Genomic DNA, 18730 nt, shown 5'->3' on the forward strand with positions numbered 1-18730 from the left:
ATATTATTTAGACTCTGTTTGGCATGCTTCTTGGAACTGTATAAATATCATTTCTAAAGGCTGACAGTTATGAGCAACCAAACAAGCACATCAACCATACTCGTATCCAACACCTCATATTTGGTTGGTGCTGAAATCGTTGCTAAAGGTTCTCGGCTTTTCAGTATTATGGCAATGGCGGTTTATTTCACCCCCACCGAGTATGGTGCAGTGATGTTAGCGCTAACCATTCATGAGGTACTTCGTTTACTTCTTAGGTCTGGCGCTGGCGTTCAGATCATTCGCGCTTCCGATGAAGCACTACCTTTATTCCTAGGAAATGGCTTGTTAATACAGTGGCTACTTTGCAGCTTACTGTGCCTTATTCAAATCGTAATAGGATGGAGTGCGCAATGGGCCTTTCCGGAGCACGACATTTTTGCTTTGGTTGCCCTAATGGCACTCACCTATCTTGCTTTTCCAGCAGTAAGTACACGTGTTTTTCTTTTGCAACGTAGTCACAGAATGGGCTTATTCAGCTTGATAAGTAGCATTTGCATTATCGTTGAAAACATCACTATCGCGATCGCACTGTATTTTGATGCGCATATGATGGCTATTGTTATAGCCAAATGGTGTTTTGCCCTACTGTGGTTTATTTGTTTTTCTCTGGTCCCAAGCGTCTCGCACAAATTGAGTTATCACAAAGATACGTTTTGTTTGTTACTTAAGTCTTCATCACAACTCGCTATCAGTGAGATTTTACGGTCATTGAGAATAAATATGGACACCTTTATCGCTGCACGGCTATTAACACCAGAGCTATTTGGGATCTACAGCTTTGCAAAGAGCGCAGGGATCGGACTGGCTATGTCTATAAGTCAAGCATACACCAGTGCACTGTATCCAATAATATGTCGCCGCACACTAAAAAATAGTAATGGCCACAAGGTTATTTTTATTACAACGTTTGCAGTGTCGTCCATATTCATGCTTCAAGCATTGGCCGTACCTGTATATGTACCAATTTTATTTTCATCACAATGGCAAAATAGTTTTGATACCACATCGTTACTGTGTCTTGTTGCTGTAAGCTCAGTATGGGTCGATACCTACACCACATTTTTAAGAAGCGAAGCACAATACAAACGAGATTGCCACTTTTGTGGATACGCACTATTCGTGTCACTACTTAGTATTGCGATTGTCATGCCCAATTCACCCACTCAACTTGCTGCAACCTTGTTAACTGGCAGCGTAGTTTGGTTACTATTTCCTTTAGCTGATATCACATCAAGATATCTACAGCCTAACCCAGCTTAAAACCTTACCGGAGATTTCTATGAAAAGTTCAAAAAAGAAAGCATGCCCAAAAGTAAGCGTTATCATTCCTATGTTCAATGTTGAAAAGTACATTGACGAGTGTATTTGCTCTGTTTTAAATCAGACATTCAAGAACTTTGAGGTTATTTGCGTCGATGATGGCTGTACTGACAATACGTTAAACTACTTAAAAGACTACAAAGACTCGCGTATTCATATAGTGCGCCAACAAAACAGAGGCTTATCAGGCGCTAGAAATACAGGTATAAGGGTTGCAAAGGGAAAATACATCGCCTTTCTTGATGCTGACGATTTTTGGGATCACAGAAAGCTTGAAAAGCACGTACGTCATTTAGATCGAGACTTCGACCTTGGTGTCAGTTACTCTTCTTCTTTATTCGTTGACGAGCAAAGTGCCCTTTTAGGCATTGGTCAGTTTCCCTCACTCAAAAATATTAGCGCCAAAACGATATTGTGCAGAAACCCCATTGGAAATGGCTCTGCACCAGTCATTCGTAAGGATGTATTAGAGCAAATCGCATTCAATGACGGCACTAAAAGTTGGCGTCAGTATTTCGATGAGAGCTTAAAGCAGTCGGAAGATATCGAGACATGGCTACGAATTGCACTCAACACACAGTGGAAATTTGAGGGAATTAAAGAGCCGCTGACTTTCTATCGAGTAAATGCGTCTGGTTTATCAGCCAATCTAACTAAGCAATTTGCTAGTTGGCAATATGCGATTGAAAAAAATAGTCAAAAGCACCCTTCATTCTTTAAAAAATTTGGTTCATTAGCCCAAGCCTATCAGTTGAGATATTTGAGTCGAAGAGCATTACAATCAAGAAACAAGGTTCAGGCATTGAAGTTAATCCACCAAGCCCTATGGACCAACTGGAGAATACTTTCTGAAGAACCGAGCAGAACAGTATTAACTTGGTGTTGCTCACTGTTATGTATTTTACCAAACACGTTGTACTCTGCTATCGAACGACTAACTATGCGCGCTATAGGTCTACTTCAAAAACGCACGACAGCTTAACCTCCACGACTCTATGGCCAGCGTCGCTGGCCTTTTTCATTTTGCAATGCAAATCTCTAAATTCCGCATATAGTTACTAATATAGATCTCATGTTAAGCATAATAGTGTGAATATCAACTTGAACTTCAAGCAGCATGATTAGAGCACTAGTTAAATACAGATTGATATACAACCTACTGATTTATATTGATTTAAAATCACGTGCTTGCATAGCTTAATATAGTTTTCATTACCTATACTCTTTCTTATGGTGTGTAAAAAACAACTTGGCCTGACTAATGCAGTCTAGTAAGTGACCGAATCCACAAGGAGCCCACTATGAAACATGTATATAAACCAGCTTGGCTTAGAGTTTTAATTACATCCGTCATGGGTGGGGCATTGTTAGGATGTGCAAATAACGCAGCATTGATAGAGCTAGAAGATGAGGACATGCAATTTTATGGCTATCCCAATGCTTCTGGCAAGGCAATCAAGCACCAAAAGGCCAGCTCAGTGTTTGCGACCAACATCGACTGTACAGCTCTACAACAATTCGCAGCCCCAGCAAACTTCCGAGTAGATAAACCATTGACTTTGCAGGGACCACAACAAACGGTAGGCGCAGTAACAACTTCATTCTCATTACACTCTTTGCCACTAAGCCCTGGAGATTTAATTGAATTACATATGGAGTACGGTGAGGGCTTCAATGGCCGCTATATTCTTGACACCACAGGCTCTATTTTTCTACCCGTTGCAGGGGCGATAAAAGCTTCGGGTTTAACTAGCAACCAACTTGCGCAAAAGTTAGAGCTAGCATTGACTAAGGCCAAAATATTCAAAGCCTACACTATTGATGTAAGTGTCAAAGTGCTCAATTGGGCTGCGATAGAGGTACCTGTTTCTGGCGCTGTTTTTCAACCAGGACGAGTCACCATCAATTCAGCGCTACCCGAGCAAGTAATGGAAGAGCGGATAGATGCGTCAGGCGACTACTCAAATCAGCGTCTATTATCGGAAGCTATAAGAGCCGCTGCAGGCATACGACCCGATGCAAAACTGGATCAAGTTATTCTGATCAGACAAGGTTGGCAAATCGAAGCTGATCTCAGCGGAATTCTCACCGGACAGCCTGTTACGGATTACGCATTAATGGCAGGCGACCAAGTGATAGTGCCTAGTACAGGCTGTTTCCAACCTCATTTAGTAAGACCTTCGCAAATAACGCCAAAGGGCTTTAGGGTTTTTATGTCTAATCTAATCGACTCAGCTATGAGTAACTCAAATGCTGCGATCGGGCGATTTTCTAGCAACTTACCTTATGGTACACGTCTTCTACAAGCCGCTATTTCTGCTAACTGCGTAGGTGGCAAGGCGTACACCAATGCACCTAGACGCGTTGCTTTGGTAAGTAACAATCCAATTACTGGCCAGACGCAAGTTATAGAGCGCTCCGTTGAACAGTTAATGAGAATGCCCTATCGGGATCTGATCAATCCCTACGTCATGCCTAACGATGCTATTGCCTGTTATGACTCTGACATCACAAACCTGAGAGACATCGCAGGCACCTTACTGGACTTAGTCGCTCCATTTTCGGCGCTAAATTAGGAGGGTTTGTGATGGGTAATTATGTACAAACAACAACCTCGTATAGTCGCTTTAGAGCTTTGGTTTATCGAACTCTTCATAGACCTTACCTAGCAACTTGTTTAATAAGCTACTGTGTGATCGCATTAATGGTGGTTTTCTATTTGCAACTGCCTCCAAAGTACAGCAGCGATTTTGATATGGTGTTGCCTGGAACTGGCGCCAACAGCAATGTTTCATTGGATGACGTTGGTCAAGTCGTATCATCAACTAGCGCGCCATTTGGGAAAGGTTATAACCCAAGAGTAAACTACAAAGAAATGTTAATGAGCAGAAATTTACTTGAAAGTGCAGCTACTGCTGTGGAACTGGATATTAAAACTTTTGGTCGTCCAAAAGTAAGACTGACCGAGCAAACTTCTATTCTCAATGTCGAGATCAGCGCCAGCTCAGCTAAACTCGCAGAACAAAAAGCTTGGGCACTATTTAATGCGCTCCAAAACCAACTCGAGTTTTTAAGGGCGGATGAAGTCGCACGTAGAGATGACAGCATAAAAGCAGTGCTCGACCAGTATCGCGAGCGCCTAAACATCGCCAGAAACAATATCACCGATTTCCAGCAACGCTCTTTGTTGGTATCCACAGATCAACTAACTCAACACATAGCTACACTTGCTAATTTAAAAGAGCAAATTGTAATGATGAACGCCGAAATTGGCCGCTCAGAATACTATGTATCTCAACTTAGTGTAGACCTAGGTGTTTCACCCTCAATGGCAGGACAAGCATTTGCGCTGCAATCTGATGGCGAGTTTCGGGCCTACTTATCCGAGCTAACTGAATCCTCAGCGCAACTGAGTGAGTATCGCTCTCGGTGGGACGAAGGACATCCTAAAGTAAAAGCTGAGCTCGCAAGATTCGAGCAATCAAAGCAAGCCTTGCGGATCCGCTCTGAAGGTTTAGTTGGACCTCATGCAGCTCATGCTTTTCAGACAATGGACTTAGAAAGTAATCCTAACCGCGCGCAGCTATTCGCAGATCTGATTGGCGCATTTGCTGCAAAAAAAGGCATTGAAGCAAAGCAAGCGGATTTAAAAAACTCAGTACAGATACTTAGTGAGAAAATAAAAGTTTATGCCAGAGAAGCTGCGGAGCTTGATCGTCTAGAACGAGAATTTGACTTAGCGGAAGCAGTATTTACGTCAGCAGCTGCACGTTTAGAAGCAAGTAAAGCCGATGTATTTGCTTCTTATCCTGTCATCCAGTTAATGACGCCACCATCAGTTTCCATCAATGCCAGCAGTCCCAAAAAAAGCTTAGCGATAGCTGCAGCTTTAGCCGCGATGATCTTCTTAACGATGGGTATGCTAATGGTCAACAAGCGCAGAGAGATAGTGTCGGCTATTCTACAAAAACCGGAATAGTTCACGCTTTCCCCAATAACAACAAAAGGAGCTTCCGATGTTATTGAAAACGGCTCTACCGGGTAAGGACAAACATTTCATCAGCACAGAAGAAATGCTTGTTTGGGCAGGACTGGTACTTACTTATCCAATGTTCTTGCTAGGCATGTTATACGTTATGGGATCTGTTATCGGGTGGATAATTATTTTAGTTATTATCTTGCGTATGTACGTACAAACTAATCGAAAATATCCTCCTGTAGCCCCCCTAGTATGGATTTGGGTATGCGCGATGGCAGTAATGCTAATCGCTTTGCTTATCGCTCACAGTGAGTGGTCATTAGGTTTGCCACAAACAATAAAATCCTCCATAGGGTGGATGAAAGGCTGGGCTCTTCTCGCTATTTTTCCTTTAATCGCCAACTTAGCGAAGATCCGTAAAGAAGTTGTCATTCGCGGTGTTTGTATTGTTGCTATTCACACATTTATTTTCGCCATCGTTTCTATCGCTTTCTATGTAGTGAAGCTACCGGGAGATATTTTTCTCTCTCCATTGAAAGTGATTGGTGGCCCTGGTGAAAGTTTTTTTATGGTGAGCTTTTATGGTATTAACCCGGAAACAGGAGCTGGACGGTGGCGTTTTTTCACCCCGTGGGCTCCTGCTGCTGGCTTTATGGCATGTATTTATTTGGTTTTTTGCTTACAGGAAAAAAACACCAAAATACGCCGATGGGCGATTGCTGGATGTTGGGCAATGTTACTGCTTTCACAATCTAGAGCTGGTATGGCTATTTTCATAATGCTTTTTCCACTTGTTATTTTTAGTGATAAATTAAAGGAGCCTTGGCTTCTGATTTGCCTCGGAGTAATTGTTCCGACTGCGTTATTGTTGGGAGAACCAATTTATAATGCAGTCATGGACTCTTATGAAGCCGTAAAACAACAAAGACCAGGTTCTACGCGCGTTAGGCAAGCTCTCGCTAATATTGCCGTTCAACGCTGGCAGATGGAAGCTCCCATCTGGGGACATGGGATTGTCGAACGAGGGCCCAAAATGGTTGAGTTTATGCCTATAGGATCTCACCATAGCTGGTATGGCTTACTATTTGTTAAAGGGATTGTCGGGGCGCTTGCGCTTGCGATTCCAATGATCATTTCCGCACTTTATTTTTTATGGCATGCACAAACGTCAAAGACTTCTCAAATCGCTTTTTGCCTGCTAACCGTATTCATCTGCTACAGTTTTTTCGAAAATTTAGAAATTCTTTCTTATTTGTTTTGGCCAGCCCTACTATGGTTTGGCTTTGCGTTTTCTGAGAAAGATAAATCCAATTCGTCGAGATAAATCTCGACCTACAATTCGAGGTATAAAAAAACCCCAACCAATCGGTTAGAGTTATAAAAAGTGGTACCAGTGGGCGGACTCTTAACTTGTATTAGCGCAACCCGCGTGGCGACCAAGTCCAGCTCCAAAAGGCTGGTCTGTAGAGAGAAAACAACCCTTTGAGATAAGACCAATTCGTTCGTCGAGATAAATCTCGACCTACAATTTGAGGCGTAAAAAAACCCTTGCTAAAAAGCAAGGGTTATAAAAAGTGGTACCAGTGGGCGGACTCTTAACCTTTATTAGCGCCACCCGCGTGGCACCCAAGTCCGATGCCATAATTTCAAAGCATAAATTTGAGGTATAAAAAAACCCTTGCTAAAAAGCAAGGGTTATAAAAAGTGGTACCAGTGGGCGGACTCTTAACCTGTATTAGCGCCACCCGCGTGGCGACCAAGTCCAGTACCGCAAAGACGGTCTATCGAGATAAACCAATCCATTGAGATAAGGCCAATTCATTCGTCGAGATAAATCTCGACCTACAATTCGAGGCATAAAAAAACCCTTGCTAAAAAGCAAGGGTTATAAAAAGTGGTACCAGTGGGCGGACTCTTAACCTGTATTAGCGCCACCCGCGTGGCGACCAAGTCCAGTACCGCAAAGACGGTCTATCGAGATAAACCAATCCATTGAGATAAGGCCAATTCATTCGTCGAGATAAATCTCGACCTACAATTCGAGGCATAAAAAAACCCCAACCAATCGGTTAGGGTTATAAAAAGTGGTACCAGTGGGCGGACTTGAACCGCCACGCCCGAAGGCAACGGATTTTGAATCCGTCATGTCTACCAATTCCATCACACTGGCATAATTTTTCTTTCATCTTCTAAAACAAGAGAAAATAAAGAAAAACCACTTTGAGCTCAGGCTTTTTTTATTTGCCTTCGTCTCTATGCTTTGCATTATACAAAGGCGATTAAGAACGGCAAGTAATTTTTTTGCAATAAGGCGTTAACTGCTTGTTATTTGCGCACACGTTGTTAAATATTGCCCTAAAGTCAACTTTATTCCTGCTAAAACGACGACGATAAGATGTTGCTAATCCATTAGTTAACGTAATTCAGTAAACGTTTTATCGGTTTATGTGTAAAATACTCCGCAACCTTGTAATTATGAGAGTTGTTATGTCACATTTTGCTCCAGCGAATTTCAGCCGTCGCTTGGCTTCACTTATCTACGACAGCTTAGTGGTCATCGCGTTCGCAATGCTGACTACCGTGTTATTTTTACTAACCATCAATGCCTTAATTTCAGTTAACGTGCTCGCGCTCGGCAATCATGAAGACGTATCGGCGCTTATCCAAGCGGATCCTATCTTATATACACTCCGAGCCACGTTATTGGTGTTGGTTTCGGTGTTATTTTTTGCTTATTTTTGGACTAAGAGCGGCCAAACTATCGGTATGCGCGCGTGGCGTTTAAAAGTGCAAACCCCCGATGGAGCATTGTTAACCTGGCCAAAAGCAATCGCTCGTAGCCTATGCGCGCTACTAGGACTGGGTAACCTAATTGTGTTGTTAGACTTTAAAAAGAAAAGAGCGCTCCAAGACATGCTGTGTGGCACTGAAGTGGTAGTACTAAGCAAAGAGGAAAATAAAAAGGTGTATAACAGCTTAGACTAATCTAAGCTTCAAATAGCAGCTTATTGACTACCCATATTCATAAAAAATATAGGCCTCAATACGAGGCCCATTTTTACTTAGTTCATAACGTTAATTTTGCTTCTTCAACAGATGGATAGCCAGCCCAATAAATAACAAGCTTGGCATTAACGCGCCAACCACCGGTGGCACTTGATATACCATCACGATAGGGCCAAAAATTTCATTACTCAGATGGAAAGCTAAGCCTGTTACCACGCCCATAATAATCCGCGCGCCCATGCTCACCGTCCTCAGTGGCCCGAAGATAAATGACAAAGCCACCAGCAGCATTACCCCAATCGTCAGCGGCTGCATCACCTTACGCCACAGCGCGAGTTCATAGCTACTTGAATCTTGCTCATTTTGCTTTAGATAAGCGAGAAATGACCATAACCCTGTAAAAGACAAAGCATCGGGCTCTATCGATACAACACCTAGCCTGTCTTCACTTAATTCAGACTCGTAGAGCATTGATTTTGAATAATGCGTTGTAATTTGCTGTTGATCGATATGCACTTCTTCCACGTCTTGTAATTGCCAACCGTTAGATATGCTTTGCGCCGACTGAGCGCGTACGATTTTTGCTAGAGTTAGTGAGTCATCGAAATAATAAATTGCGATATCTTTAAGCTTACCGTTTTTTTCAACATTACCAATGTTAATAAAATTGCCGCCATCTTTCGCCCAAACACCACGCTGAGCGCTGTAGACTTCACCACCATAAATTGCTTCGTTTTTTAACCGTTTTGCGGTTTGCTCCGCTTTTGGTGCGCCCCACTCTCCAAGCGCCATCATCAGTAACGCCAGTACCACTGCCGTTTTCATCACCGACATAATGATTTGAAGACGTGACCACCCTGCCGCTTGCATCACAATAAGCTCACTGCTTGAAGCAAGTGCACCCAAGCCGATCAAGCCGCCTATCAGCGCAGCCATAGGGAAAAACACGACGATATCGCTTGGCATGCTGTATATGGTATAGAGCATAGCACCGAGTAAATCATAGCTGCCACGACCAACCGAACGCAGCTGCTCAATAAATTTAATAAGCGTATTGATCCCAACAAAAACTAATAGCGCGAAACCTGTGGTTTGTAAGATGCTACGCCCTAAGTACCAATCTAGCGTCTTCATCATACCGTCGTCTCCCGTTTCATAAATACCGAGCGAACCCATACTCCAAAAGGTCTTCCTTTCGCAATTAAATAAACGCCAATAAAGAGCACACTTAAGTGGATCCACCAGAGGCCGACTGAGGCTGGCACTTTTTCCTCGGCTAGCAAGAACTTGCCTGCATTAAGTAAAATAAAATAGCCCAAATACAGGGTAATCGCTGGCACGAGCTTGGCAAACTTGCCTTGTCTTGGGTTAACCACACTCAAAGGAACTGCAAGTAAAGTGAGTAGTAAAATGGAGATAGGCACCGATAATCGCAACTGAAATTGTGCTCTGGCCTCTGGTGTATTCATTTCAAGTAACTGTAAGCTTGGAATGGCCTCTAATTTACGGCGCTGATGTTCAATTTCTTGTTCTTTAATTTGCACTTGATAAGTACCAAATTCAGTGCGATTAAGTGCTTGGCTGAAGCCATCAGTCTCGTAACGCTTACCTTCATGAAGGAGTAGTTGCTGCTCACCACTATCAAGCTCAATCACTTCACCTTTTTGCGCATACACTAAACGAGCGGCTTGATTTGAGTCCTTCTCGGGCAATTGCGCCACAAACACTTTGTCTAATTCGCGGCCTTGTTCGCTAATACCGTGAACAAATACCACCGCTTTTTCATTGCCCGTTTGCTGAAATCTACCGGCTCTAAGAGTAGATAGCCCCGATTCCGCATCGGCTTGCTCTCTTAGTTGGTACTCTTTTTCGCTCGCCCAAGGTGCAATATACATACTCACGCAAGCGGCCAGTAATGCAAAAAATACACTAGAGACTAAAGTCACCCTAACGACATACCACTCGCTGACCCCGCAAGCGCGCAGCACCGTCATTTCACTGTCGGCGTAGATGCGACTATAGGCTAAGATGATCCCAAGAAAGAGACTAAGCGGTAAAATATATCCGGCCAACTGTGGCAGTTTCAACGCAAGCATAGCAAGTACTAACTTACCCGGTATACTCCCTTCAGACGCAGAGCTCAGAATGAGTACAAATTTTTGTGACAAAAATATTGTCATTAAGGTGAGAAAAACCGCAACCTGAGATTTTAGTACTTCACCCGTTAAATAGCGGAAAATAAGCAATGTTCGTCCCTATAAAACGTCTTGTTTCACTGGAATAGTGGGAAAAATTGAGTAAACTGATTATTTTAGTCACTTTATTATATGTCAATGCGCCGGAATATCCTACCTAAGGTTAAAGTATATTCATGACTTTAATGTAGGAAAGTGTGCTGGCATAAAAAGTTCAAAATGACATGACAAAGACTCAGGAGTCGCAATGGAATTCAGCGTTAAAAGTGGTAGTCCAGAGAAACAGCGTAGCGCATGTATTGTTGTAGGTGTATACGAGCCACGCCGTCTCTCACCAATTGGTGAACAGCTGGATAAAATAAGCGAAGGCTATATCTCAAATTTACTTAGACGTGGTGATCTTGAAGGCAAACCAGGACAAGTTCTACTTCTTCACCATGTACCAAATGTATTAAGCGAACGCGTTTTGTTAGTGGGTTGTGGTAAGGAAAGAGAGCTCGACGATAAACAATACAAACAAATTATCTCCAAGACCATCAATACGTTAAATGAAACTGGCTCAATGGAAGCGGTATGTTTCCTGACTGAGCAACATGTTAAAGGTCGTGATACTTACTGGAAAGTTCGCCAAGCGGTCGAGACCACACAAGATTGCCTATATACTTTTAATCAACTAAAAAGCAAAAAGAGCGAGGCTAGACGCCCGCTACGTAAAATCGTCTTTAACGTACCAACGCGTCGTGAATTAACAATAGGTGAGAGCGCGATTGAGCACGGTCTTGCTATCGCAGCAGGCAGTAAACTGTGTAAAGACGTTGCGAATATGCCACCAAATATCTGCAACCCTCGTTATCTGGGCGAGCAAGCACAACAGCTGGCTGAAGACTTTGATAACGTTACGGTTAATCTTGTTGGTGAACAAGAAATGGAAGAGTTAGGTATGCACTCATACCTAGCGGTTGGTCGTGGTAGTCGCAACGAGTCAGTGATGTCGGTTATCCACTATAACGGTGGTGATGAAGGCCAAGCACCAATCGTATTCGTAGGTAAAGGCTTAACATTTGACTCGGGTGGTATTTCTATCAAGCCTGGCGAAGCGATGGATGAAATGAAATACGACATGGGCGGAGCCGCGGGTGTACTTGGCTTAATGCGAGCCATCGTACAAATGCAACTACCACTTAATGTGATTGGTGTTTTAGCTGGCTGCGAAAATATGCCTGGGGGCGATGCTTACCGTCCGGGCGATATTTTAACCACTATGTCAGGTCAAACCGTTGAAGTACTCAATACGGATGCCGAAGGACGCTTAGTACTGTGTGATGCACTCACTTACGTTGAAGCATTCGAGCCAGAAACCGTTGTCGATGTTGCGACACTAACTGGGGCATGTATTGTTGCGCTTGGTAGCCATGCGACAGGTTTATTATCCAACCATAACCCGCTTGCCCATGATTTGCTAAAAGCGTCAGAACAAAGTGGCGACAGAGCGTGGCAACTGCCACTTTGGGATGATTATCAAGAACAACTTGAGAGCCCATTTGCTGACTTTACGAACTTAGGTGGTCGCGCAGCTGGCACAATTACAGCCGCATGTTTCTTGTCCAAGTTTACGAAAAAGTACAACTGGGCGCATTTAGACATTGCAGGTACTGCATGGCGCAGCGGTAAGAACAAAGGCGCTACAGGTCGTCCTGTTCCTATGCTGATGCAATATTTACTTAACCGCGCCAATATCACGGACACACAGCAAGATTAATAGTCCAGTCGCGACTCATAATAAGTATAGGTCGTGACATAAAGTCGCTGCTACACAAGGTTAACCCAAACTGTAGCAGCGGGTTTTTCACACGACTATATTCAGCGCCAAATTAAGACGACAAAACAACTAAACCACCTCAGCAAGCGCTTCCTACCACTTGCCATATTTTATTCTTCTTCTCTTGCTTCTTGATTGATGGTATTGCCTTTATATGGCAGAATACAGGCTTATTTATGTGCATTTAAGTGGCGCTATATTTAGTTTTAAACTAAGCCGCGCATACTGATTTTCTTCGTTTACGCTATCACGGTAAATAAGATTACAGATATTGAGCAGCTGTGGAGCCTGAGGCAAACCTCGGTACTCCTCGCAATTGGTATTATTATCATGACTATCAAAGCGCGCTTTTACGTGTTAAAACAAAACGATGAGCCGGAGATTAGCGTTCCGGCTCATTTTGATCTGGCAGCACAAACTGCGGCGAGCTTATATCAAGCTGGACACCGTATCTTTGTTAACGTCGATAATACTGACGACGCTCATTTATTCGATGAGCACCTTTGGTGTTTTGACGCAGACAGATTTGTGCCCCACAACTTACAAGGCGAAGGCCCCAAAGGCGGCGCACCAGTGGAAATTGGCACTATGCCTCCTGCTGCTCGTCGCCCCGTGCTCATTAATCTGGCTCGGGTCGTCCCTGACTTTATTCGTCGCTTTGAACAGGTGATAGATTTTGTGCCTGTTGAAGCCAGCGCTAAGCAAGCCGCGCGAGAACGCTTTAAGCAACTTCGTGCACTTGGCGCAACAATTTCCACTGAAGACATTGAGAAATAGCATTTTTAGGGTTCTGTGTAATGGATAAAACCTACAATCCACAAGATATTGAACAGTCTTTGTATCAAGACTGGGAGTCAAATGGCTACTTTAAGCCATCAGGCAATGGTGACGCATACTCGATTATGATCCCACCGCCGAATGTCACAGGTAGTCTACACATGGGCCACGCGTTCCAAGACACTATCATGGACACTTTGATCCGCTACCAGCGTATGAAAGGTAAGAACACGCTATGGCAAGTGGGCACCGACCACGCAGGTATTGCAACTCAGATGGTGGTTGAACGTAAGCTTGCAGCCGAAGAAGGTAAATCACGCCATGATTTAGGCCGTGACGAGTTCATCAATAAAATATGGGAATGGAAAGACCAATCAGGTGGCACAATTACTAAACAGTTACGCCGCTTAGGTGCATCTGTAGATTGGGATAGAGAACGTTTTACGATGGATGACGGCCTGTCTGAAGCGGTAAAAGAAGTATTCGTTCGCCTATATCAAGATGACTTAATCTACCGTGGTAAGCGCCTAGTTAACTGGGATCCTAAATTACACACTGCGATTTCTGATTTAGAAGTTGAGAATAAAGACAAGCAGGGCCACATGTGGAATTTGCGCTATCCACTTGCGGATGGCGTAACCACCAAAGATGGTAAAGACTACATTATCGTAGCAACCACTCGTCCAGAAACCATGCTTGGTGATACTGGCGTTGCGGTAAACCCGGACGATGAACGTTACCAAGACTTAATTGGTAAAGAAATTCTACTTCCTATCGTCAACCGTCGCATTCCTATCGTTGCTGATGAACATGCAGATATGGAAAAAGGCACGGGCTGCGTAAAAATCACGCCAGCACACGACTTTAACGATAACGAAGTTGGTAAGCGTCATGAGCTGCCAATGATCAACGTGTTCAACAAAGACGCAGCTGTTCTGAATACGGGTGAGTGCTTTACTTTTGATGGTAAGCCACTTGAAGCGATGGATGCCCCAATTCCAGAGCGTTTCCACGGCCTTGACCGTTTCGATGCGCGTAAGCAAATCGTTGACGAGTTTGAGCAGCTTGGTCTACTTGAGAAAATCGACGATCACAGTCTAACCGTTCCTTACGGTGACCGCTCTGGCGTAGTTATCGAGCCACTACTTACCGATCAGTGGTATGTTCGCGTAGCTCCTCTTGCAGAGCCTGCGGTAAAAGCGGTAGAAGATGGTGATATTCAATTCGTACCTAAGCAATACGAGAACATGTACTTCTCTTGGATGCGTGATGTTCAAGACTGGTGTATTTCCCGTCAGCTTTGGTGGGGCCACAGGATCCCAGCTTGGTATGATAATGAAGGTAATGTATATGTTGGCCGTGACGAAGCAGAAGTTCGTCAAAACCATAACCTTGATGCAAGCGTAGTACTTACACAAGATGAAGACGTACTAGACACTTGGTTCTCTTCAGCACTGTGGACTTTCTCAACATTAGGTTGGCCTGAAAACACAGAAGATCTAAAGGTATTCCACCCTTCAGATACCTTGGTTACTGGTTTCGACATTATCTTCTTCTGGGTAGCTCGCATGATCATGATGACCATGCACTTCATCAAAGATGAAGATGGTAAACCTCAAGTTCCATTTAAGACCGTTTATGTGACTGGCCTTATTCGCGATGAAAATGGCGATAAGATGTCTAAGTCAAAGGGTAACGTGTTAGACCCACTAGACATGATTGACGGTATCGATCTTGAGAGCCTAGTGACTAAACGTACTGGCAACATGATGCAGCCACAACTTGCTGCAAAAATTGAGAAAAACACGCGCAAAACATTTGCCGATGGTATTGAAGCACACGGTACTGACGCGTTGCGTTTCACTCTTGCAGCAATGGCGTCAACGGGACGTGATATCAACTGGGATATGAACCGTCTTGAAGGTTACCGTAACTTCTGCAACAAGCTTTGGAATGCTAGCCGTTATGTATTGATGAACACAGAAGAACAAGACTGTGGCTTCAACGATAACGAAAAAGTGTATTCTCTAGCGGATCGTTGGATTTTAGGCCAATTCCAAAATACGGTTAAGGTGTTCTCTGAGCACTTGGACAACTATCGTTTTGACCTTGCGGCAAACACCATTTATGAGTTCACATGGAACCAATTCTGCGACTGGTATCTAGAGCTAACTAAACCAATTCTATTTAAAGGCAATGAAGCGCAGCAGCGGGGTACACGCCATACGCTTATCACCGTGTTGGAAGGCTTACTTCGTTTGATGCACCCACTAATGCCTTATATCACAGAGACCATTTGGCAACGTGTAGCACCAATCGCAGGTGTCGAAGCGAAGACAATTATGCTTGAAGCGTTCCCTGTATTCGACGAAAGCAAAGTTGATGCGCAAGCGATGGCTGACCTTGAGTGGGTGAAGCAATTTATTATCGCTATCCGTAACATTCGTGGTGAAATGGATATCAGCCCAAGTAAGCCGTTAAACGTGCTACTTACTGGTGCAAGCGAAGATGACAAACGTCGTCTAGAAGAAAACCAAGCTTTCTTAAGCGCATTAGCGAAACTGGAAACGGTAGACTTACTCGCAAGCAAGGACGAAGCACCAGCTTGTGCAACTGCATTTATTGGCGACCTTGAGATTATGATCCCAATGGCAGGCCTGATTGATGTTGAAGCAGAACTTGCGCGTATTGCTAAGCAGCTTGAAAAAGCAGAAAAAGGTCTTGAGCAGGTTGAGAAAAAACTTGCGAACGAAAAGTTTGTAAGCAATGCACCTGAAGCAGTACTTGCTAAAGAGAAAGCAAAGTTAGCTGAGTTTAGCGATGCAAAAACGAAGCTACTTGAACAAAAAGCCAAGATAGAAAGCTTATAATCGCTTTCTATCTTGGCTGGTTTTATACCATTTCGAAAATTAAAAAAGCCGCATATTGCGGCTTTTTTAATGAGTAAATTGGTATGAGATTTACTGTTGCTCAAATAGGCTATCGGTACTTAACCCTTCGTGTTGTAAAATGTCTTTTAAGCGTCTCAACGCCTCAACTTGAATTTGTCTTACACGCTCTCTCGTTAGCCCGATTTCGCGACCAACATCCTCAAGCGTAGACGGTTCATAACCAAGCAAGCCAAAGCGTCGCGCTAGCACTTCTCGCTGTTTTGGATTTAATTCTCCCAACCAATCAACAATGTGTTTGTTAATATCGTTGCTCTGCACTTCGGTTTCTGGACCACCGCCTTTTTCATCCGCGATAATATCCAGCAGTGCTTTGTCGTTTTCACCACCAATAGGCGTATCAACCGAAGTGATCTTTTCATTTAGACGGAGCATCTTACTGACTTCTTCGACGGGTCTGTCGAGACATTCAGCGATTTCTTCTGCGGTAGGTTCATGATCTAGCTTTTGTGTCAATTCACGTGCGGTACGCAGGTAAACGTTAAGCTCTTTGACAACATGAATAGGCAAACGAATGGTACGAGTTTGGTTCATGATCGCGCGTTCGATGGTTTGGCGGATCCACCAAGTTGCATAAGTAGAAAATCTAAATCCACGTTCCGGATCAAACTTTTCCACCGCTCGGATGAGACCTAAATTACCTTCTTCAATAAGGTCAAGTAATGCCAAGCCGCGGTTGTTATAACGTCGAGCGATTTTAACCACTAATCTCAAGTTACTCTCTATCATCCGTTTACGAGAGGCTTCACAACCTTTTAATGCTTTGCGCGCGAAGTAAACTTCTTCTTCTGCACTAAGCAGTGGGGAAAATCCAATTTCACCTAAATAGAGTTGAGTGGCGTCTAAGTTTTTAACCACCTCATCTTTGGCAAAAACTTCTTCATTTTCTTCAAGATCTTCAAGTAGTTCGTCTTTCGGCTCGTCAATATTTTCGTCGTCGAGCGTGTCTAACTCTGGAGTTGATTTCGTAGGTAATTTTGCAGTGTGAGCCATAAGTATTCTCCCCAAGCGAATAAAAGTAAGGGTACTCGAACCAATCGATGTACTCGCATTACTTTATGGCAAGTATTTTGCCGGGTTTACAGCTTGACCTTTAAAACGGATCTCAAACCTAAGTGCCGTTTTAGAAGCATCTGTACTACCCATTTCGGCAATTTTATCCCCAACTTTAACTTTTTGCTGTTCTCTGACGAGTAACTTAGCGTTGTGGGCATATGCACTTAGATAATCATCTGTATGTTTCAAAATGATTAAATTACCATACCCACGCAACGCACTCCCTGCATATACCACTACACCGCCAGCAGCAGCCTTAACTGAAGTACCCGGCTTATTAGAGATCTCCAATCCCTTATAACCATTTTCTTTAATGGAAAACTGACGAGTCACCTTGCCTTCAGCAGGCCATTTCCATAGTACCTTATTATTATACAAAGCCTTGGTACTACTAGATTTTTGTGTGGCTTGCCTTTGAACATACTCTCGTTGATTTGGCTTATCAAGCTCTTTTTTGGATGTTTTGTTACTTTTTTGTTTTAAAGACTGAGACTTGTGGTTTACTTTCGTGTATTTTGTGTTCTTTTTGTTTTTATTTCTGGGATACTCTAAGCGTATAACCTGATCCGGGTAAATAGTGTACGGAGGCTTAATTTTATTGATTTTCGCGAGTGTTCTTACATCTTTATTAGCGCTAAAAGCAATTGCAAATAAAGTATCGCCTTTTTTTACTTTGTAACTGCTCCCGTTAATATTAATTTTATGTGTCGAACTGGTCTTACCAGAGTATAAAGTTGTTACAGGTGCAGGCGTATGATTTGACGAGCAGGCAACAAGCAGGCCGCTTAAACAAATCGATATGATGACCTGAGACTTGTGCATTACTTATATTTTCCAGTGCTACTATCAACGACTATCATATCAATCTAACTTAATTTTGCTTGGTTTTCACATTTTACTGGAAAAAATAGTTATATTTTATGGAGTTGTTTTTAAAGCCTGTAAATTAACCGACTTCGCCAGCAACTAAAGGCACAAAGCGTACCGGTGCTAGGGCGTGGCGAATAAACTGCTCGCCCTGTTTAACAAACAAGGTGAGTGTTTGTGCTTCAACCCCGATGGGAATGACCATGGCACCGCCTTCTTCTAGTTGCGCCAACAACTCATCTGGAACTGATTGTGCAGCGGCTGTAACAATGATCCCAGCAAAGGGCGCTTTTGAAGCCCAGCCTTTCCAACCGTCTCCATGTCTCATCGTAACATTGTATAAGTCCAGCAAATGCAGCCTTCTGCGCGCTTGCCACTGCAGCGACTTGATCCGTTCAATGCTAAAGACCTGCTCAAACACTTGCGCAAGCACGGCGGTCTGATAACCAGAGCCCGTACCCACTTCCAATATGCGCCCCTTAACACCCACTTGCTTTAACACTTCAGTCATTTTTGCGACGATAAAAGGTTGAGATATCGTTTGCCCTTGGCCGATAGGGAGTGCTGTATTTTCATATGACTTATGTTTAAGCACTTCATCGACAAACATATGCCTAGGCGTGTTTGCGATGGCATTGAGTACCATTTTATCTTCTACGCCTTGCTGTTTTAGCAGTTCCACCAGCGCGTTGGCACTGCCCTGATAATTATTCAGCACATA

At 43.4% G+C, this 18730-nt stretch carries 14 protein-coding genes and 1 tRNA gene; 9 read left to right on the top strand and 6 right to left on the bottom strand.

Annotated features, from left to right (window positions below):
* Nucleotides 1-69 precede the first annotated feature (69 nt).
* The 5 genes from L1D50_RS00865 (at nucleotide 70) to L1D50_RS00885 (ending at nucleotide 6665) form a co-directional block, all read left to right on the top strand.
* On the top strand, nucleotides 70-1302 hold the full coding sequence (locus L1D50_RS00865; protein ID WP_239965322.1) for an oligosaccharide flippase family protein: 1233 nt from the start codon (nucleotides 70-72) through the stop codon (nucleotides 1300-1302).
* Between the two features lie 19 nt (nucleotides 1303-1321).
* Nucleotides 1322-2344, top strand: a complete 1023-nt coding sequence (locus tag L1D50_RS00870; RefSeq protein WP_138522120.1) for a glycosyltransferase family 2 protein — start codon at nucleotides 1322-1324, stop codon at nucleotides 2342-2344.
* 319 nt (nucleotides 2345-2663) lie between these two features.
* Nucleotides 2664-3938, top strand: a complete 1275-nt coding sequence (locus L1D50_RS00875; RefSeq protein ID WP_209319005.1) for a polysaccharide biosynthesis/export family protein — start codon at nucleotides 2664-2666, stop codon at nucleotides 3936-3938.
* A gap of 11 nt (nucleotides 3939-3949) precedes the next feature.
* Nucleotides 3950-5341, top strand: coding sequence for a hypothetical protein (locus tag L1D50_RS00880; protein ID WP_138522123.1), 1392 nt, complete (start codon nucleotides 3950-3952; stop codon nucleotides 5339-5341).
* Nucleotides 5342-5378: 37 nt separating this feature from the next.
* A complete protein-coding gene (locus L1D50_RS00885) occupies nucleotides 5379-6665 on the top strand; it encodes an O-antigen ligase family protein (protein WP_128728647.1) in 1287 nt (428 codons plus the stop codon).
* A gap of 761 nt (nucleotides 6666-7426) precedes the next feature.
* Here the strand turns inward: L1D50_RS00885 and L1D50_RS00890 are convergent.
* A tRNA-Leu gene (locus L1D50_RS00890) sits at nucleotides 7427-7511 on the bottom strand.
* Nucleotides 7512-7828: 317 nt separating this feature from the next.
* Between L1D50_RS00890 and L1D50_RS00895 the strand changes: the two genes are divergently transcribed.
* Nucleotides 7829-8326 carry an RDD family protein gene (locus L1D50_RS00895; RefSeq protein ID WP_128728648.1) on the top strand — a complete coding sequence of 166 codons (498 nt, stop codon included), beginning with the start codon at nucleotides 7829-7831 and terminating at the stop codon, nucleotides 8324-8326.
* 90 nt (nucleotides 8327-8416) lie between these two features.
* Here L1D50_RS00895 and lptG read toward each other — a convergent pair whose 3' ends face one another.
* Nucleotides 8417-9484 (bottom strand): LPS export ABC transporter permease LptG, encoded by a 1068-nt coding sequence (lptG, locus tag L1D50_RS00900; RefSeq protein ID WP_162847799.1) that lies wholly within the window; start codon nucleotides 9482-9484, stop codon nucleotides 8417-8419.
* Nucleotides 9481-10593 (bottom strand): LPS export ABC transporter permease LptF, encoded by a 1113-nt coding sequence (lptF, locus tag L1D50_RS00905; protein ID WP_239965324.1) that lies wholly within the window; start codon nucleotides 10591-10593, stop codon nucleotides 9481-9483. Before lptF ends, lptG begins: the two co-directional genes overlap by 4 nt.
* A gap of 196 nt (nucleotides 10594-10789) precedes the next feature.
* Between lptF and pepA the strand changes: the two genes are divergently transcribed.
* The 3 genes from pepA to L1D50_RS00920 all read left to right on the top strand — a co-directional run bounded on the left by pepA (nucleotide 10790) and on the right by L1D50_RS00920 (nucleotide 16008).
* Nucleotides 10790-12301 (top strand): leucyl aminopeptidase, encoded by a 1512-nt coding sequence (gene pepA / locus L1D50_RS00910; protein ID WP_239965325.1) that lies wholly within the window; start codon nucleotides 10790-10792, stop codon nucleotides 12299-12301.
* A gap of 390 nt (nucleotides 12302-12691) precedes the next feature.
* Nucleotides 12692-13138: a DNA polymerase III subunit chi gene (locus L1D50_RS00915; protein ID WP_128728651.1), complete on the top strand. Its 447-nt coding sequence runs from the start codon at nucleotides 12692-12694 to the stop codon at nucleotides 13136-13138.
* A 20-nt stretch (nucleotides 13139-13158) separates the two neighbouring features.
* Entirely contained in the window at nucleotides 13159-16008 is a 2850-nt protein-coding gene (locus L1D50_RS00920) for a valine--tRNA ligase (protein ID WP_239965326.1), read from the top strand.
* Nucleotides 16009-16098: 90 nt separating this feature from the next.
* On the opposite strand, the gene rpoS is transcribed toward L1D50_RS00920, so the two are convergent.
* From rpoS to L1D50_RS00935, 3 genes are all read right to left on the bottom strand, one after another.
* Complete coding sequence (gene rpoS, locus L1D50_RS00925; protein ID WP_128728653.1) at nucleotides 16099-17079, bottom strand: RNA polymerase sigma factor RpoS; 981 nt, start codon at nucleotides 17077-17079, stop codon at nucleotides 16099-16101.
* A gap of 63 nt (nucleotides 17080-17142) precedes the next feature.
* Complete coding sequence (locus tag L1D50_RS00930; protein WP_239965327.1) at nucleotides 17143-17964, bottom strand: peptidoglycan DD-metalloendopeptidase family protein; 822 nt, start codon at nucleotides 17962-17964, stop codon at nucleotides 17143-17145.
* A 124-nt stretch (nucleotides 17965-18088) separates the two neighbouring features.
* The gene (locus L1D50_RS00935; protein WP_128728655.1) at nucleotides 18089-18727 is read right to left on the bottom strand and encodes a protein-L-isoaspartate(D-aspartate) O-methyltransferase; all 639 of its coding nucleotides are present in this window, start codon (nucleotides 18725-18727) and stop codon (nucleotides 18089-18091) included.
* Nucleotides 18728-18730: the final 3 nt, after the last annotated feature.

This window comes from Pseudoalteromonas sp. Isolate6 (genome assembly GCF_022398435.1).
Taxonomy (GTDB): Bacteria; Pseudomonadota; Gammaproteobacteria; order Enterobacterales; family Alteromonadaceae; genus Pseudoalteromonas; species Pseudoalteromonas galatheae.

What these genes read in the sequence shown, in the direction of transcription:
- L1D50_RS00865 (WP_239965322.1), top strand. Translation starts at nt 70, where the DNA reads ATGAGCAACCAAACAAGCACATCAACCATACTCGTATCCAACACCTCA.
- L1D50_RS00870 (WP_138522120.1), top strand. Translation starts at nt 1,322, where the DNA reads ATGAAAAGTTCAAAAAAGAAAGCATGCCCAAAAGTAAGCGTTATCATT.
- L1D50_RS00875 (WP_209319005.1), top strand. Translation starts at nt 2,664, where the DNA reads ATGAAACATGTATATAAACCAGCTTGGCTTAGAGTTTTAATTACATCC.
- L1D50_RS00880 (WP_138522123.1), top strand. Translation starts at nt 3,950, where the DNA reads ATGGGTAATTATGTACAAACAACAACCTCGTATAGTCGCTTTAGAGCT.
- L1D50_RS00885 (WP_128728647.1), top strand. Translation starts at nt 5,379, where the DNA reads ATGTTATTGAAAACGGCTCTACCGGGTAAGGACAAACATTTCATCAGC.
- L1D50_RS00895 (WP_128728648.1), top strand. Translation starts at nt 7,829, where the DNA reads ATGTCACATTTTGCTCCAGCGAATTTCAGCCGTCGCTTGGCTTCACTT.
- lptG (WP_162847799.1), bottom strand. Translation starts at nt 9,484, where the DNA reads ATGATGAAGACGCTAGATTGGTACTTAGGGCGTAGCATCTTACAAACC.
- pepA (WP_239965325.1), top strand. Translation starts at nt 10,790, where the DNA reads ATGGAATTCAGCGTTAAAAGTGGTAGTCCAGAGAAACAGCGTAGCGCA.
- L1D50_RS00915 (WP_128728651.1), top strand. Translation starts at nt 12,692, where the DNA reads ATGACTATCAAAGCGCGCTTTTACGTGTTAAAACAAAACGATGAGCCG.
- L1D50_RS00920 (WP_239965326.1), top strand. Translation starts at nt 13,159, where the DNA reads ATGGATAAAACCTACAATCCACAAGATATTGAACAGTCTTTGTATCAA.
- rpoS (WP_128728653.1), bottom strand. Translation starts at nt 17,079, where the DNA reads ATGGCTCACACTGCAAAATTACCTACGAAATCAACTCCAGAGTTAGAC.
- L1D50_RS00930 (WP_239965327.1), bottom strand. Translation starts at nt 17,964, where the DNA reads ATGCACAAGTCTCAGGTCATCATATCGATTTGTTTAAGCGGCCTGCTT.